The sequence below is a fragment of the Wujia sp. genome (assembly GCF_056872695.1).
In genome coordinates this window covers 15,268-33,518 of record NZ_DBMFCD010000006.1, presented here as the reverse complement: position 1 = coordinate 33,518, position 18,251 = coordinate 15,268, and the positions used below count along the sequence as shown (strand labels likewise).

At 45.6% G+C, this 18,251-nt stretch carries 16 protein-coding genes; all 16 read left to right on the top strand.

The genetic code is table 11. The features are described 5' to 3' along the window. Window positions 1–3: 3 nt before the first annotated feature. Entirely contained in the window at window positions 4–2,811 is a 2,808-nt protein-coding gene (locus ACZQK9_RS07185) for an ABC transporter permease (protein ID WP_483270142.1), read from the top strand. Window positions 2,812–2,821: 10 nt separating this feature from the next. Beyond that, window positions 2,822–3,514, top strand: a complete 693-nt coding sequence (locus ACZQK9_RS07180; RefSeq protein WP_483270141.1) for an ABC transporter ATP-binding protein — start codon at window positions 2,822–2,824, stop codon at window positions 3,512–3,514. Then, window positions 3,480–4,463, top strand: coding sequence for an ABC transporter ATP-binding protein (locus ACZQK9_RS07175; protein WP_483270140.1), 984 nt, complete (start codon window positions 3,480–3,482; stop codon window positions 4,461–4,463). Before ACZQK9_RS07180 ends, ACZQK9_RS07175 begins: the two co-directional genes overlap by 35 nt. Window positions 4,464–4,486: 23 nt before the next feature. Beyond that, on the top strand, window positions 4,487–5,140 hold the full coding sequence (locus ACZQK9_RS07170) for a response regulator transcription factor (protein WP_483270139.1): 654 nt from the start codon (window positions 4,487–4,489) through the stop codon (window positions 5,138–5,140). A 17-nt stretch (window positions 5,141–5,157) separates the two neighbouring features. After that, the gene (locus ACZQK9_RS07165) at window positions 5,158–6,588 is read left to right on the top strand and encodes a sensor histidine kinase (protein WP_483270138.1); all 1,431 of its coding nucleotides are present in this window, start codon (window positions 5,158–5,160) and stop codon (window positions 6,586–6,588) included. After that, the gene (locus ACZQK9_RS07160; protein ID WP_483270137.1) at window positions 6,563–7,387 is read left to right on the top strand and encodes a hypothetical protein; all 825 of its coding nucleotides are present in this window, start codon (window positions 6,563–6,565) and stop codon (window positions 7,385–7,387) included. The genes ACZQK9_RS07165 and ACZQK9_RS07160 overlap by 26 nt, the downstream gene beginning before the upstream one ends. Before the next feature lie 81 nt (window positions 7,388–7,468). After that, entirely contained in the window at window positions 7,469–8,938 is a 1,470-nt protein-coding gene (locus ACZQK9_RS07155) for a hypothetical protein (protein WP_483270136.1), read from the top strand. A gap of 16 nt (window positions 8,939–8,954) precedes the next feature. After that, the gene (locus ACZQK9_RS07150; protein WP_483270135.1) at window positions 8,955–10,349 is read left to right on the top strand and encodes a hypothetical protein; all 1,395 of its coding nucleotides are present in this window, start codon (window positions 8,955–8,957) and stop codon (window positions 10,347–10,349) included. Between the two features lie 160 nt (window positions 10,350–10,509). Then, window positions 10,510–11,373 (top strand): diaminopimelate epimerase, encoded by an 864-nt coding sequence (gene dapF / locus ACZQK9_RS07145; protein ID WP_483270134.1) that lies wholly within the window; start codon window positions 10,510–10,512, stop codon window positions 11,371–11,373. Window positions 11,374–11,723: 350 nt separating this feature from the next. Further along, window positions 11,724–12,941: an LL-diaminopimelate aminotransferase gene (locus ACZQK9_RS07140; RefSeq protein WP_483270133.1), complete on the top strand. Its 1,218-nt coding sequence runs from the start codon at window positions 11,724–11,726 to the stop codon at window positions 12,939–12,941. Between the two features lie 12 nt (window positions 12,942–12,953). Next, on the top strand, window positions 12,954–14,144 hold the full coding sequence (locus ACZQK9_RS07135; RefSeq protein ID WP_483270132.1) for a hypothetical protein: 1,191 nt from the start codon (window positions 12,954–12,956) through the stop codon (window positions 14,142–14,144). An 18-nt stretch (window positions 14,145–14,162) separates the two neighbouring features. Continuing rightward, window positions 14,163–15,341 (top strand): hypothetical protein, encoded by a 1,179-nt coding sequence (locus ACZQK9_RS07130; protein ID WP_483270131.1) that lies wholly within the window; start codon window positions 14,163–14,165, stop codon window positions 15,339–15,341. A 29-nt stretch (window positions 15,342–15,370) separates the two neighbouring features. After that, a complete protein-coding gene (locus ACZQK9_RS07125; protein ID WP_483270130.1) occupies window positions 15,371–16,084 on the top strand; it encodes a LytR/AlgR family response regulator transcription factor in 714 nt (237 codons plus the stop codon). A 23-nt stretch (window positions 16,085–16,107) separates the two neighbouring features. Next, the gene (locus tag ACZQK9_RS07120; protein WP_483270129.1) at window positions 16,108–16,818 is read left to right on the top strand and encodes a GHKL domain-containing protein; all 711 of its coding nucleotides are present in this window, start codon (window positions 16,108–16,110) and stop codon (window positions 16,816–16,818) included. Between the two features lie 69 nt (window positions 16,819–16,887). Continuing rightward, the gene (locus ACZQK9_RS07115) at window positions 16,888–17,583 is read left to right on the top strand and encodes a leucine-rich repeat domain-containing protein (protein WP_483270128.1); all 696 of its coding nucleotides are present in this window, start codon (window positions 16,888–16,890) and stop codon (window positions 17,581–17,583) included. Window positions 17,584–17,650: 67 nt separating this feature from the next. Beyond that, window positions 17,651–18,250 carry a TetR/AcrR family transcriptional regulator gene (locus tag ACZQK9_RS07110; RefSeq protein WP_177981466.1) on the top strand — a complete coding sequence of 200 codons (600 nt, stop codon included), beginning with the start codon at window positions 17,651–17,653 and terminating at the stop codon, window positions 18,248–18,250. Window position 18,251: the final 1 nt, after the last annotated feature.

Sequence of the window (18,251 nt, the reverse complement as noted above, 5' to 3'; positions counted from 1 at the left end):
AAGATGATACGGTTCGTTTTACAGAAAATTAAAAACAAAAAATGGTTAACGACCTGCCTGCTCTTAGGACTTGTCTTTCTGGTTGCAGCGGTTTCCTGTCAGCCGATGTTCAAGGCAGGATCGCTCAACAAAATGTTATTGGACAGCTTTCATAATGCAGGCGAGGAAGCGGATGTATATCCTGCTGTCATTGGCAGAACAGGAGCTTATGTGACAGAGAAACGGCAGACGGCAGAGGCTGTACTCGATGGCGTGAAGGGGTATCGGCAGACATGGGAGAAATATCTTGGTTCCATACAGGCGGTAAATACACAGACGATGCTGACATTGGACGAACAGTCCGTACAGGGGGCGTATGGTGGAAAGGGAAAATATCTGAAGGTGTCGTATATGCCGGGGATGCTCGCGCATATACAGGTGCTTGTCGGAGAGGATTACGATGCATATGCGGGTGAATTGTATGGCTGTATGCTGTCTGAGAGTGTGATGGATGCCTGCGGATTTACGGTCGGGGAGACACTGGAGTTCCCACTCTGGACGGATGTTGATGGGAAAACGCTGAAACTACAGATTTGTGGTATTTTCAAAGAAGCAGACAGTACGGATACTTTCTGGTATACAGCACCAAATGCAATGGAGCAGGAAATCTTCGTTAAGGAAGAGACATTTGATGCTATCGTGAAACAGTTTGCACCGGAAAAGATTAACTATTCGACAAATGTACTTCTTGATTATACAAAAATCAATCAGAAAAATGTAACGGATGTGCAATATTATATTGAACAGTTTCATAAGGAGGATCAGAGCTTTACCGATTCGTTCCTGAGTCTGCTTACGCAGTACCAGAAGGATAGGAAAACGGTGGATATCACACTCTGGGTATTGGAGCTTCCGTTGCTTGGTCTGGTGCTCGCATTTATCTATATGGTGACCGGACAGATTATCGACACGGAACAGGGGGAGATCGCCATGATGCGGAGCCGTGGTTATCGCCGTGGTCAGATTGTAGCTGTTTATGCATTGCAGGCATGTGTGCTCTGTATGGCAGCGATACTGATTGGAACGCCTCTTGGGTATGGTCTGTGTAAGCTTGCTGCATCAACCACAGATTTCCTGACCTTCCACGTCGGGAATCTTTCAATGTATCATTTTACACCTGTGATGCTTGTCTATGGACTGGCGGCGTCTGCTGTTGGGATTTTGTTTATCCTGATTCCGGTAGTGATTCATTCAGGGGTGTCAATCGTACAGCAGAAGTCTGATCAGAAGATCAGCAAGAAGATGTTCTGGGAAAAATATTTTCTGGATATTGTACTGCTGGGTGTGTCGCTCTATCTGCTTCATAATTTTAATCAGGAAATCGACAAGATTCGTGCACGGGCACTGCTTGGGGCGAAGATGGATCCGCTTATTTTTCTGGATTCCGTGCTTTTTATCGTGGCGATGGGGCTTGTTGTGCTGCGGCTGCTGCATTATCTTGTACAGCTTGTCTATCATATTGGGAGGAAACGCTGGCGTCCGGCGGTGTATGCGTCGTTTTTGCAGATCACACGAAACTTCCGTAAACAGGGTTTCATCTCGGTGTTTTTAATTCTGACTGTGGCAATGGGATTGTTCAATGCCAATGCGGCTCGTACGATCAACCAGAATTATGAGAATCGTATCCGCTACGCAGATGGCGCAGATATCCGTTTGCAGGAGACGTGGAAGATGCAGGCATTTTATGTGTCTGCCAACGATATTGATTATAATTATGTAGAGCCGGATCCGGTAAAGTATGACGAACCGGTCAAACAGGGACTTTGCACGAGCATGGCGAAGGTAATCCGGACAGACAATGTATCGGTGAGCCGAGGGAAGACGAAGATTGCTAACTGCGAATTTATGGGAATCCATACAAAGGACTTCGGAGAGACGGCGTATTTGCAGGAAGAATTAAACAAAGAGGTTCATTGGTATACATACTTAAATGAACTGGCAAAACAGGAGAATGGCGTGATCCTGTCGAAGAATCTGGCGGCTGCGCTGGAGGTCAAAGTCGGTGATATTGTGGATTGTTCCAGATATGGAGATTCTGTAATGAAGAAGGAAACCGTGCGTGGAACGATCAGTGGAAAGGTTGTGGCAATCGTTGATGCATGGCCGGGATTTGTACAGTATACATATGAAGATGGAGAGGAATTGGAACATTATCTGATCGTTGCAAACTACGCGAAGACCGTTCAGAGTTTCAAGATTTCCCCATATGAGATATGGTATAAGCTGGCAGATGGCGTGGATAGTGATACAGTACGGGCAATGATCGATGCGAGTGGTGCAAAGCTGTCAGCATACACCGCATTAGATCGCGACATTGCTGCAATGAAGGAGACAGCGATGATACGCATCACAAATGGTATGTTTACTTTAAGCTTTGTCATTGCGCTGATTTTGTGTATGATCGGATTTTTGATCTACTGGATTTCATCAATCCGGCAGCGGGAATTGTTGTTTGGCGTGTACCGGGCGATGGGGTTAAGTGAGAAAGAAGTGAATCATATGCTGGTAAATGAACATTTCTTTTCTACACTGCCATCGATTCTGGCAGGCGGCGCCTGCGGAGGCGTAGCAACGTATCTGTTTGTGAAGCTTTTTGGCGTGATTTATCTTCCGCAGAAGCATAACCTGGGTATCTATATTTATCTTGACCAGATGGATGTGTTGAAGCTTGTTGCGGTGCTTCTGGTTATGATCTTGTTGTGTATCGTGATTCTGCGGCGGCTGGTGCGAAGCCTGAATATCACGCAGGCATTGAAATTAGGAGAGGAGTAGGAATTCGCATATGAATATGATTGAAGCAAGAAATATTACACGGATGTTTCCGGTTGGCGGTGGCGAATTCTACGCCCTGAGGAATGTTGATATTGACATACCGGCAGGAAAACTTACGATCTTAAAGGGCCGTTCCGGAAGTGGAAAGACAACGCTTATGAACATATTAAGTGCGCTGGATACACCGACCGAAGGGGATGTCAGTTTTGATGGACAGGCATATTCTGAGATGGGAAAAGTGCAAAAAGAACAGCTGCGAAGGGTGGAGATTGGATTTGTCTTTCAGGCAGTCGCCCTGATTCCAATTATGAATGCCTATGAAAATGTGGATTTTGCGATGCGGCTGGCAGCGCAGGGGTTGTCTGCCAAAGCGGTTGATGAGCGGATTAAGGAGACACTTGCGTTTGTTGGCATGGAAGACCGGATGCGGCATATGCCGGGACAGATGTCAGGTGGAGAGCAGCAACGTGTGGCAATTGCACGAGCAGTGGCGCACCGACCGAAGGTGGTGTTCGCGGATGAACCAACCGGAGCTTTGGATACAGAATCCGGACTGCGTGTGATGCAGTTGTTTCGGAATCTGATTGAAAGAGAGGGTGTGACGATCGTTATGACGACACATGATCCGAATCTGATGGAGCTGGGTGATGTTGTCTATGAGTTAGAGGATGGTGAGATTATTGACAGACAAATACGAGAATGATACATTGGAAGAGATGGAAAATGACATAGAAAAAGATGGAAAACGGATGGAAACTTCCCCTCTGATCGTCTGTGATTCTCTCGTAAAAATCTATAAGACGAAGGAAGTCGAGGTGCTTGCTTTGCAGGGACTTGACCTTGTGGTGAATCGTGGAGAACTGATGGCAATCATCGGAAAAAGTGGAAGTGGAAAAAGTACGCTTATGAATATTGTAGGCGGACTGGAGGTGCCATCTGCCGGACGTATTGTGGTAGATGGACAGAATCTGGCAGAATTTACGGAACGACAGATGGTGCAGTACCGGAAGAAAAAGATTGGGTTTGTATGGCAGAAAAGCGGAAGAAATCTGTTTCCGTATCTGACGTCGCTGGAAAATATCGAGGCTCCGATGCTTGCGATTCATAAGAATGCGAAGAAACGACGGGAAAAGGCGGGCGAATTGCTTGCACTTGTTGGGATGGAACATAAGCGGGATTCCTACCCGGCGCAGATGTCGGGGGGAGAACAGCAGAGGATTGCAATTGCAGTGGCACTTGCAAACGAACCGGAAATTCTGCTTGCAGATGAACCGACGGGAGCAGTTGATACAAAAACCTCTTCGAACATTCAGGATTTGTTCCGGAAGTTAAACCGGGAGCTTGGGCTGACGATTATCATTGTAACACATGACATGAAGCTGGCGCATAAAGTAGACCGTGTTGTCATGATTTCGGATGGCAAGATCAGCACAGAGAAGATTCTGAAACAGCATTACCGGGATATGCTGGATCAGCTGGAATCACCGGATATGACAGAGGAGACACACGAGGAATATTCCGTACTGGATAAGGCGCATCGTGTACAACTGAGCGAGGACATGCTTGCGGCAGCCGGTATTGATACGAATAAGGTAAAAGTACGGATTGAGGATGGACGTGTTGTGATTGAAGCAGAAGAAAAGAAAGAATAAAAGTTTACCTGGAGGATGGTTGCGTGATTAAGATATTGGTCGTGGAGGATGAACGGGCAATCTCGGATTTGATACGGATGAATCTGGAGGATGCCGGATACGCCTGCACCTGTGCATATGATGGCATGGAGGCTGCAGATATTCTGGAAAAACAGAATTTCGATCTGGTTCTTCTGGATATTATGCTGCCGAAAGTAAATGGATATGAATTGTTAGACTATATCAAGCCGACAGGAACACCGGTGATTTTTCTCACTGCGAAGGCGGGACTTACCGACCGTGTCAAGGGGTTAAATCTGGGTGCAGAGGATTATATTGTAAAGCCGTTTGAAATTGTGGAACTGATCGCACGGGTACAGGTTGTGCTGCGGCGGTTCCATAAAGATGCGACAAAGCTTGTGTTTGGAGATCTGCAGATCAATACGGAGAATCGCACAGTACTCCGGGACGGTGAGCCGGTCGAGCTGACACCGAAAGAATTTATGCTGCTCGAGATATTTGTGCGCAATAAGAATATTACCCTGTTCCGGGACAAGATCTATGAGCTCGTCTGGGAAAATGACAGCTACGGCGATACGCGTACGCTTGATCTGCATGTGCAGCGGCTTCGCAAGAAGCTTGGACTTACCGATAAGCTTAAAACGATTTACAAGGTCGGTTACCGGCTGGAAGATTAAAGGAATAGAGAAGATTTGTGAAGTTTCGTTATAAAGTTGCAATTATCAATATCATATTATTATCGCTCGGAATAGGAACCGTAGGATTCTTTATGATCCGTCGGAATTTCCAGCTTGCGCTGGATGCGCAGATAAAAACCTCAATCGAGGAGAACAATCTGCTGCAGTCTACGATCGAGTATCGTTTGCTTGATACAATCAATTCTTCCCCATCGAATCTTGTGTATCAGATGAAAAATTTAAGTGCTGATGTCGTAGGCAAGATGGGTGGAAACAACAAAGGTGTCTATGTGTTCTACGATGGTGCGGAGGTTGTACATTCTGCGGCGGATGACAACAAGCTTGTCTGTCCGGAAGAATTGTGGGGGACGGCTGTGATCGGGCAGAAGCAGTATATGATCACGAAGGAAGCCGGACGGTATTATCTGTTTTCCTGTTCGACAAGTCTGGTTCAGAGCAAGACGATGAATATTGTCAATGCGCGGGATATCACCGAGACATACCGGCTCGTGGAGACACAGAGGCGGTATTTTGTGCTGCTTTTAGGGATTGTCGTGCTCTGCTGTACTGTCACAGTCTTTGCCATTACCTATCTTCTGACGAAGCCCTTGGAGACGCTGAATAAGGCATCGAAAAAGTTTGGGGAAGGGGATTATGAGAGCCGTGTGCATCTGCGCAGCCACGATGAAGTTGGCACACTGGCACAGACCTACAACCAGATGGCGGATGCGGTGTGTGAGCATATGGATGAACTGCAGGGGATGGTGACGCGTCAGGAACAGTTCGTGGCGGATTTCACGCATGAGGTCAAAACACCGATGACGACGATCATCGGGTATGCGGATATGCTGCGTTCCAAGGAGATGAAACGGGAGAACCAGGTGCTTGCTGCGTCGTATATTTTCCATGAGGGAAAACGGCTGGAATCAATGTCAATGAAGTTGTTTGATTTCATCTACACGAAACACAGAAAGATTGAGTTTCAACCGATCTCGGTTGTGAGCTTCATGCAGGAGGTGGCGGAGAGTGTGACGCCAATTCTGGCGCAGAAGAATCAGACGCTTACCTGTATGACGGTGGATGAGAGAATCGAGGGAGACAGCAATCTTTTGAAATCCGCATTTATCAATATTATAGACAACGCCAGAAAGGCGTCGGAGGAAGGAAGCGGAATCCATTTCTTTGCGAAGCGGACGGACGGAGGCGTGAAGATCGGTGTGCAGGATTTTGGCGTTGGTATCAGCGGGGAACATTTACAAAGAATCTTCGATGAGTTTTATATGGTAGACAAATCGCGTTCACGGAAAGAGGGCGGTGCAGGTCTTGGGCTTTCGCTTGCGGCATCGATTGTGGAAAGCCACGGGGAGAAGCTGGAGATTGAAAGTACTGTTGGAGAAGGAACAACGATGTGGGTGGTATTTCATGAGAAAAATCTTACAAAACAATAAAATACGTGTCGGACTGCTCTTTGCCTGTTGTGCGATGATTGTCGTGCTTAGCATTGTGGCACCGAAATATCTGCTTGCACGGACGCTTACAGAACAGACGAATCACGTCAAGGTGGCACCGGAGGAATATTATCTGGAAGCAGGAACGATGATGTCACGCAACACATCATCAAATCTTTCTTCGATTGACCGGATTAAGCTGATCTCCGGTACATGGGATAGCAACATGGAAAAATGCGAGATCACAGATGGCTTTCTGGATGAAGTCGAGGCGGTGGAGCTTGCAAAGAAGCAACTGGATGTCTATTACAAGCAGGATGTGTATCCATATTCAGTGCAAATCCAGTATGACAATCTGTATTCCTATTCGTCAGAGCTTTACAGTTACACAGATACCAGTTTTAACACCTACACAGCATATCTCTGGAAAATCACATTTACAAAGTATGATAACAGCGTGGAGAATATCGTCTACATGACAGAAAGTGGAACGATCCTGCTTGCCTGGACAAATGGAAATTATTCTCTGGACGAATATGATCTGTCAAAGTTTTATAAAAATGCACAGAGCAGGGATATCTTAGGTGATAACAGAATATATAAGATGTCTGCGATGAAGTATAAGCCGGTTTCTTCTGTGTCGATTCCATATCCGGATGCGGAGAAAATACAGAAGATTGAAAACGGAGCATTGCTTACAATCCGGGTAGGCGGAGAACTGGAGAATTTTCAGATTTTGCAATATAAGTCAGAAACCGGTACCGGTTTTGTATTCATGCCGCTGCCCGCAGGAAAATAAAAAATCATCTGGAATAGATACAAATTTGATACATTCCTATGCTACACTGAGACCATCAAATCAGAAGGGGAGGAATCCGGGATGAAACGATGGATAAAAGTGCTATGCATAGGAATGTTTTTTTTGCTATTGACAGGATGCGGAAAAGGCAGAGGTGATGTTGCCTCAGATTATCAGAAAAATGCGGAGGGTGGTACATTTGAGGCAGGTGAGCCAGAGCATATAAGCTATGAGATTGCGGGAAATGATGATGTGATGTTTACAGTCGATGCGGATGTGACAGGAGGTGAGCGGCTCTCTGGCAGCCGGTGCTATGGAGTAAAACCACGGGTGCTCGATGATGCGTATGTGGAAACGAAGGTATATCCGGCATTTGATGAGGGAACGGCACAGGCAGTAAAGCCGTATATGGTATGTACAGATAAAGAGATGGATGACAGAAGAGATGCTCTTTGGACAGAGATAGATAAGGTGTATGAACAACCGGCATCCCAGACGGATGCCGTCTCTGAGATCTGGACGTATGGATATTTTGCAGATATGAGTGAGTTGAACAGAACTACCGATACGAAGGGCCAGGGGATACATACAACCTTGACAGGAGAAGAAAAAGTGGATCCGAGAATACCGGTCACAGCAGACAACCAGAAAACGTATAGCTATGTCGATGCAGAAGGTAAGAATATCAGCCGGGCAAGAGTGGATGGTGAAATTGATGGCCTGCCGTATGTATATGAAACGTATTATCAGGAGGCTTCAGACGGTGTAGAAAATGTAAACTGGGTTACCTTATATATGCGGTACGACAGATATCGGAAGCAAATTCTTGCGCGGCCGAAGGAGGACGGGGATGAAGTTCCGGATCTGGATGAGACGGATGCACAGGCGGAGGCAGATGCATTTTTACAGAAGCTTGGATATGGAGACTTTGTGTGTTGTGGAACGGAGATTGGTGCTTACAGGGAAAGGGAGGAAGATCCGTATGCGATGGGAACTAATCTGATCGATCGTTGGTATTGCTTTTCTTATAGCCGGAAGATGGATGGGATTGCGACAGCGGTTACAGCAGGTGTCAATGATCTGCAATTTGGTGTATCAGGGGAGCTGACCGCTCCACAGGAGACCATCGATGTTATGGTGGATGCACAGGGCGTTGCGACTGTGAAGGTACAGACAAATCAATATGAATTAGAGGAAGAAGGAACCGGTATTACGTCTTATCTTACCTTTGAGCAGGTGGATGCAGCCGCTCAGAAATACATGAGTGAATATAAACAACCGGATTATATCACGAAGAATGTACCACAGGCAGTCTCTGTAACACATGTAAAGCTAAATTATGCTTATGTCCGTTATACAGATGGAAACTACAATATGATTCCAATGTGGGCGTATTATGGATATCAGTATGAACGAAATCCATATCAAGAAGGATATCACGGGGGCAATGCTTCACCGCGGGAATGTTTCCTGTTTGGAGTCAGTGCGGTGGATGGACAGATTATCGAGGGCGTGTATTCCAAAGTTGTAACAAATCCGTTTGATTTATAGAGGAGAGGATAGTATCATGAGACAATGGGATAAAATGATTATATTAGGGTTAACCTGTCTGATGCTTGCCGGATGTGGAAAAGACCGGGGCGATGAACTGGCGAAGGACTACCAGAAGAACGACGAGCTGGCGAGTGATACATCTGCAGATGCAGATATTACAGGACATCTGACCTATGAGCTTATCAGTGATTCCGGAATCACATTCACGGTGGATGCCGATGCGACAGGCGGTGGAAAGCTTGCAGAAAGTCACTGCTATGGGGCAAAACCTGTGGGAGTGGATGAGGCATATCTAAAGGAGCATGTCTATACAATATTTGACGAGGGAACTTTGCAGCAGGTCAAACCGTATGAGGTGTGCAGTCAGCAGGAGCTTGCAAACAGACAGAAACAATTGCTTCAGAGACAGCAGGAATTACAGTTGCAGACAGATACGGAGAACAGTTCCGTTCATGCAATATGGGAAAAGGGGATTCAGTCGGATCTGGAAACGGAGGACTGGCTTGCAGATCAACGGGATGAGTCAATGGTCACAGAGGAAACAGGAAAGGCTATTTATACATATGAGATTGCAGATGGATTAACGACAAGTCTTGCCCGCGTGGATGGTGAAATCGATGAAATCCCGTATGTATATACATGTGCATATTATGACTCGAATGCATATCCTTATTCCCGTATGCGTTACATGAGGTATGATATGTATTCGTATGAAGCGAAAATTACGGTGCGGCCGAAAACAGAGGAAGATGCTGTGGAGGGGCTGGATATAAGAGATGCGGAGGCAAAGGCCGATGCGTTTCTTGCAAAACTTGGATATGACGATTTCACATGCTTTGAAACCGGTATTGGAGCAAAACTCGTTGCAAATGAGGATACCGCAGCTATGAATCCGAGTACGTTGAACGATTGTGCGTACTGCTTTAGCTACACTCGTACGAGGGATGGAATTTTGGTAGCTGGGACACCCGGTGCACATAATTTTACATTTGGAATCGCCGATCAACTGCCGGCTTCGGAAGAGGTGATCACGGTTGCAGTAGATGTTGACGGCGTGGCTGTGGCAGATATACAGTCAGCACCATATGACGTGGAAGAGACAGGAACCGGAATTGAAAGTGCTCTTACCCTGGAACAGGTGGATGCAGCGGCGCAGAACTATATGCAGAAATTTGAAAAGACGAATGCCTATGCAGATGTCCATAAGATAATGATAGACCGGGTGGAGCTAAATTATGTCTATGTGTGTTATACGGATGGAAAATGTAATGTGATTCCGATATGGGCGTATTATGGATCTACGAGAGAAGGGGGAAAAGAGCGATATCTGTTTGGAGTCAGTGCCGTGGACGGTCAGATCGTGGAAGGGCAGTATATGTATTATTTAGATCTTACATTCACGGTATAAGGAAGCCGGCTGATTATTTATTTGACGGATAAATAGATAATCTCGAGATTCTATTGGAGAGTGCGTTGCACTCTCCTTTGTTTTATGGTAAAATTTCAATGGTTTAGTTTGTTAAAACAAGTAAAATATAAAATCAACAGGAAAGATGGAAGGTGAGCATATGAGACTTCATTTTACGAAGATGGAAGGACTTGGCAACGATTATGTCTATGTCAACTGCTTCAAGGAAAAAATAGAACATCCATCGGAACTTGCGGTGCGGGTATCAGACCGGCATTTCGGGATTGGCTCGGATGGGCTTATACTGATCAAGCCGTCAGAGGTGGCGGATTTCAAGATGGATATGTACAATGCGGACGGCACACAGAGCGAGATGTGCGGAAATGGCATCCGTTGTGTCGGAAAGTATGTGTATGATTATGGACTGACGGATAAAACGTCCGTGTCCATCGAGACATTGGCAGGTATCAAATACCTGGAGTTTACACCCAGCGATGAGGAAAAAAACGGACGGAAGACAGTAGAACTTGTGCGTGTCAATATGGGATCCCCGATTCTTACCCCGGAGGATGTTCCGGTAAAGCTTCCGGAGGCAGACGATCTCGTGAAGGATTATCCAATCACGGTAGCTGGAAAGGAATACCGCATTACCTGCGTATCGATGGGCAATCCACATTGCGTAAGCTTCGTGGATGACGTCGAGAACTTCCCGTTGGAGGAAGTGGGACCGCTGTTTGAGAACAATCCGATTTTCCCGAACCGTGTCAACGCAGAGTTTGTTGAGTTAGTCAGTCCGACGTATGCGAAGATGCGTGTGTGGGAGCGTGGAACCGGAGAGACACTTGCTTGTGGAACCGGTACATGTGCAACCGCTGTTGCCTGCATCTTAAATGGCAGGACAGAAGATGAAGTGACAGTGAAGCTGCTTGGCGGTGAGCTGATCATCCGCTGGGACCGTGACGAAAATATCGTCTATATGACCGGTCCTGCGAAGGTTGTCTTCGATGGTGAAATAGACATATAACCAAGGCAGCGGTTACAAAACATTCGCAGTAACTAATACAAAATTGTACAATAAGAAAAAGTGTAAATCATATAATTTTGCAGTTGATTACATTACGATACTATTTGTTTGTGAATATTTGTAAATACAGCTGCAAACCTTAAAATAGTAAATCTGGTTGTTCAAAAATGTCAATTTGAATGCAGACCATTGAAACACGCTGGTACTTAATAAGAGTCAGCTTGCTGGCACGAATTTAGTACCACTGCGTGTTGAATTGAGCGGGAGCGCGTCTGCATGGAATTGACCATTTTGAACAACCTGTACGCAGTATAGAGGTTTGCAGCGTGATAATATTAGGAGGAAAAGACATGTTTAAAGTAAACGACAACTATTTGAAGCTTCCGGGAAGTTACCTCTTCTCAACCATCGGCAAGAAAGTACGTGCATATCAGGAGGCACATCCGGACAAGGAGATCATCCGTCTTGGAATCGGTGATGTAACCCAGCCACTGGCACCAGCCATCATTGACCGTCTGCATGAGGCAGTATCCGAGATGGGCGTGCAGGAGACATTTAAAGGTTATGCGCCGGATCTTGGTTATGAGTTTTTGCGTAGTGCAATCGTGAAGAACGATTACAATGCACGTGGTGTTGATATCGCAATCGACGAAGTGTTTGTCAGCGACGGCGCAAAATGTGATTCCGGAAATATTCAGGAGATCTTTTCCCTTGACAATAAGATCGCTGTCTGCGATCCGGTATATCCTGTCTATGTAGATTCCAATGTTATGGCAGGAAGAACCGGAACGTATGATGCAACAACCGGTCTTTGGAGTGATGTGATCTACATGCCATGTAAGGAAGAAAACGGATTTGCACCGGAGCTTCCAGAGGAGACACCGGATATCATCTATCTGTGTTTCCCGAACAACCCGACCGGTGCAACGATCACAAAGGAGCAGCTGCAGAAATGGGTGGACTATGCAAACGAAAAACATGCAGTGATCATCTACGATGCTGCATATGAGGCATATATTAGTGAGGCGGATGTACCACATACCATCTATGAGTGTGACGGTGCAAAAACCTGTGCGATTGAGCTTCGAAGCTTCTCGAAGAACGCCGGATTTACAGGAACAAGACTTGGGTTTACCGTGATTCCAAAGGAGTTAAAATCCGCAGATGGCGTTGCCTTAAATCCGCTTTGGGCAAGACGTCACGGAACAAAATACAACGGCGCTCCTTATATCGTGCAGGCAGCCGGAGAAGCTGTGTACTCTGAGGCAGGGAAAAAGCAGACCGGTGAGCAGATTGCATACTATATGAAGAATGCAAAGTATATTTTCGACGGATTGAAGAGTGCCGGATATTCGGTATCCGGAGGCGTGAATGCACCATATATCTGGCTGAAGACACCGGACGGTATGAGTTCCTGGGAGTTTTTCGATTATCTGTTAGAGAAGGCGAACGTCGTTGGTACACCGGGTTCTGGATTTGGACCAAGCGGCGAAGGATATTTCCGTCTGACTGCATTTGGAACCTATGAGAATACGGTTAAGGCAATCGACCGGATGAAGGCACTGTAACAGGTTGCTGGTATGACAGAGAATGTTTATAAGCTTGTTATGTTAGGGCTTGTAACTGGATCGTGGCTGTTTTTAAGCTCCATGTTTCTGCTGAAACGGAAACCAAGACCGTTTCTGTTTCATGCAGGCATGTGGGCTGTGTTGATTGTATATTTTATACTGTATGAGTTTTTGATGAGTTATCACGGTGAGGTAGCGTGGTTTCCGGCAGGACTCGTGGAGATTGCAGTCATGATGACGGTTGTTGCCGTGAATAACGAGGGAAATTTATGGAGAAACTTCTGCATCGTTGTGTTACAGCAAGGGGTTGGAAGCCTGTTTTTTACAATGGCGGCACTGCCATTTCCAAAATTGCAGGAGTATCAAATGAATATCGTCGGATTTCGTCCGCTTCCGTTTTCTGTTACGAACTTTTTCATTTTGGGTTTGATGAATGTTAGCTGTATCGTTGCAACACTTGTTCTGAAATTCATTTTCCGGAAGGAATATACCGGGGATGGACATCTGTACCGGAATATCATGATCGGATATATTTTGATCGCGTATGTATCCCTTGCTTCACGCTGGAAGCTGATTGACCGGATACGGCAAGGCGATGTGGAAATCAGTAATTTTATTGCTCTATATATGGTATGGATCATAGGGATTGTGATTCTTTGCAATTATGTTCCGTATATCTACAACCGTTCAGAATCAAAATGGAAGAAAAAAGAACAACAGATGTTGTCACAGCTGCTGGCAGAGAGTGAACTCCACTATGAGCGGCTGGTAGAAGCACCGTTTGCCTATGGACAGGCACTGAGTGGAAATGTGACGTTAGATGCGGTAGTGGCGGATTATACGAAACGTGCGCAGGAGCGAACGCTTTTGTTTGACGCGGTGGTAGAACCTTTGCACATATCCAATATGGCAGAACTCGATGTAACAGTGATTGTCGATGCTATGTTAGAGATGGCATTTGCACAAACTTCGACAGACACGGATGCGTTTGTACAGCTTACTGTGCGGCAGAGAAAAGGGAGTCTGTTTCTGGATGTGGATTACATGATGGGAAAACGCCTGCTATACAAGAAGGAACCGGTACTTGCAGAAGGGCTGATTAAGAAATATGATGGCAGTAAACAGATTAGAAGAAAAGGCGGAGAGCGGCAGATTTGTGTGTTGCTTCCAAATCAGGTACAGAAAGAAGAAACAGAAGGATAAATTGTACGTGGGGGTACTATGGTAGAAGAATTATTTTCCGTGTTGGCACTGGGGTTAGAGATTTCCGTGTGGCTGTTTATAACGTGCATGGTTTTGATTAAGCGGAGACGGCAGAGCGTATGGATGCGGCTGCTGTCTCTGTTTATGATTGTCGGGTATTTTGAAATCTACGAAATTATGATGTTTTATCATGGAGAGAAAATCTGGTTTTATACCGGATTGTCGGAGATTTTGATGCTGGCATTGTTAATCGTAATCAATAATGAGGGATGCTTTTGGCGCAATTATTGTATATTGATTTTGGAACAGGGTATGACAAGTCTGTTGTTTTCGATTTTCGGATATGCATCTCCGGATTTAAGTAAAGATCTGACAAAATTAGTAAGCTTTACACCGGTTGAACCGGTTCGGGCGTGCATTCTGGTGTTTGGAGTGATGTCACTGGCATTTGTTCTTTCGGCACTCTTCTTAAAGAAAATATTTAAGCAGGAGTATGAGGGAAGCGGATATATCTACAAACGAATTGTGTTTGGTTATACGTTTATCTCATATGTGTCACTGGCATCCCGCTGGAAGCTGATTGACCGGATGAGGAAAAATACGATTACAGGATACGAGGTGCTGGCACTGGGTATCGTGTGGGTTTTATCTTTGATTATGGTTTGTAATTATGTGCCATATGTGTATAATAAACTTGAAATCGTGTGGCGGAAACGGGAGCAGGAAATGCTGCAAAAATTACAGGCAGAAAGTCTGATGCATTATGCAGCACTTGCAAAACAGCCATTTGTCTATGGACAGAACCTGAGTGGAAATGTTACACTAGATGCAGTCGTGGCGGATTATGCGAAGCGTGCACAGGCACGTGCGCTGCTGTTTGAGGCAGTCGTGGAACCGCTGCAATGTACGGATAAGGCGGAACTGGACGTAACGGTGATTGTGGATGCGATGCTGGAGACGGCATTTGCAGGAGTTGTTGAGGAGGCGGATGCATTTGTACAGCTTACAGTGAGTGAGCGGAAGGGTAGTTTGTTTCTGGATGTTGATTATATGACGGGAAAACGAGTGCCGCACAAAAAGGAACAGGCACTTGCAGAAGCGCTGATTAAGAAATATGATGGTAGTAAACAACTGCGGAAAAGGGGAAGAGAACGGCAGATCTGTGTGCTGCTTCCACAGTCTACGGTTCGCCACTGAAAGAGAAATACAAAGGAACGATTATTACGATGAAGATTATTATATGTGATGATGAACGAATGGATGCCGAACGTGCGAAAACGATATTACTTTCCTGCAAAGGTGTTCAGGAGGAAGACATTACGATTTTTACACCACAGGAGATGCATCTGGGACTGGATGTGCAGGATATAAAATGTGATATTGCGATTATGGATATCGAGTATGAAAGCCGGCAGTTCAACGGGATTACATTAAGCAAAGAGATAAATAAAAAGCTGCCGCTGTGTCAGATTATCTATCTGACATGGATGCTGGAATTTGCACCGGAAGTGTATGATACAATCCACTGTTATTTTGTGTTAAAGCAAAATGAGGAGAAAATGCTGCCGCGTGCGATGGAAAAGGCAATACAAATTTATCGCGATCAGGTAGATCATGAGATTATTGAATTACGTAATCATGGAAAGATGCTATATGTACGACAGGTAGATATTCTCTATGCAGAAAGACAGGATAGGGTTGTACAGATTCACACGACACAGGGAACGTACCAATGTTATCAATCATTGACAAAGATTATGAAACTTCTTGGAAGAAATTTCCTGCGCTGTCATGGCGGATATGTCGTGAATTATAATTATATTGATACTGTGATGCGGGAGAACGTGATTTTGTCAAATGGTACGGAGATTCCGATTGGACGGACATACCGGACATCATTTCATGAACAGTACATGCGTATGGTGGAACAGCATGTGTAGTATAGAAACAGGGAGAAATGTAAATGGAGAAAGCAGTGGGGATTGGACTGTTTGCCCTGCTGGTTGTGGGTGTTGCCTTTGTGCAGGCACATTATTTCAAAGAACGGCAGCGGGCAAAGGCAGAATGCGAGAGGCTGGAGCAGAGTATCAAACAGATGCAGAAGCAATATGTGGATGTGGCAAAACAGAACCAATCGTATCGCCAGATAAATCATGAATTAAAAAAGTATCAGTGGCTTGTACAGGTTATGCGTGAGAATATGGGAACGGTCACGCATGGACAGTTGCTGGAGCTTGTATTGCAGAAGAAAATACAGGAAGCAGAGCATAAACAGATCACTTGTGATGTGCAGGGAACCTTAAATGGGAATCTGCGTATGGACGAGATGTCGCTGGTCAGCCTCGTGATGAATCTGCTGGACAATGCGATCGAAGCATGTGTGCAGACGGAGACCAGACAGATTCAGGTTGTGATCGCAGAAGATCCTGCGGCGCAGATGCTGGAATTGAAATTACAGAACTCAAAGAACAGCAGTCAGAAGCTGCATGCGAATGAAGCAGGAATGGGATATCAGACGACAAAAGAGGATCGCGGCTCGCATGGGTATGGAACACAGATCATCCAGCGGATCGTCGATGAAAATGGCGGTACGATTCGGTATGTGGATGCCGGGGATACGATGCGGATTACCTGCGAACTCTGTCTGGAAGATACGAAGCTTTCGTATGATTAAAAATTGAGGGAATAACGTATGGTTCAGGATGAATTTAGCTGCCTCTATGAGGAGAATTCATTTACATGTATGATAAAAAAAGGTCTGGCGATGTTGGATGGTGACCGTATCCGGATTGAACATATTGACAGTGATACGGAGACCTTGAAGATACCGGATGAACTCCCGGTTACGCTGTTTGATATACAGGGAAGAAGCTATACACGTATCCTTCCGGTATCAGAACTTGGAAAAAAGGCATGTTATGATAAGAAGAATTTAAAGCGTGTATATCTTGGAAAAAATTTGCGCTATCTGGATGATTATGCATTTGCACGTTGTGAACACCTGACTGAGGTTGTGGCAGAGGGAATTGACGGATTTGCAGACCTGCGCCTTGGAAATGGTGTGTTTGACGATTGTGGCAATCTGGAAATCTTGGCATTCGACGGTGACCGCGAGGCAGGGATTGCGAAGCTGCTTGCTGCAGTGCCACGGTTCCTGAAGGCGGAGGATCTGCTGACCGGTGGAGAGATCGGGACAGATGCATGGTATGAACGCTGGGATTTTGCCCTGCGTGCATTTTTGAAGGAAGATGATGTGGCAGGCTACATGCAGGCGGTGCTTTTTGGCACGCGGAAGTTTGTAGACCGGGAAGCGTACATTGCCTATGTGCAGGAAGCAAAACGTGACCTGTGCAGGCTGCGGTTAGAGCATGGTGAAGCACTGCAGGAATTCGCACGCAGGCAGTGTGAGGAGTATGTGGAAGAAATACATCAGGGATAGTGAGCGGTTCGAAGAAACAATGATGTAGGAATTGTAAGATCTGGTTTTATACAGGAAGGAAGATGGCATGTCCAAATTTACAAAGCAGGCGATTATGGATGGATTTATCGAGCTGTCCAAGCAGATGCCAATCGATAAGATTACGGTGAAGAAGGTAACCGATTATATTGGAATTACACGGAATACATTTTACTATCACTATCAGGATATCTATGCATTGTTGGAGGAAATCGTCGTCACAAAGGCGAAGAAATTGTTTGTCTTGGACGAGGACAATCTGGAGAACTCGTGGAAGAGTAACCTGCGTTTCATGGGACAGTATGGCAAGAAGAACGAGAACTTTATAAGAAATCTTTACCAGTCAATGGGACGGGACGCGTTTGGCGACCAGCTGTTAGAAATCAGCTATGGCTCCATTTACCGGAGCGTGCAGGCGTACGCAGAAAAAGAAATGGTGCAAAATCCGGACATCACATACAAGGAACAGGCAATCAAGGATACATCTTATATACTCGCGAAGATGCTTTCGGAAAATGCAGTCGAGTGGATACGCGGGCGTGTGGAACAGGATCCGGTCGCGCTGATGGAGAAAGCGATAGCTGCAGTGGATGGTGTCGGTCAGGTATTATTGAATAATCTGAACCAAATAATTCCGTCAGGCAAATAAG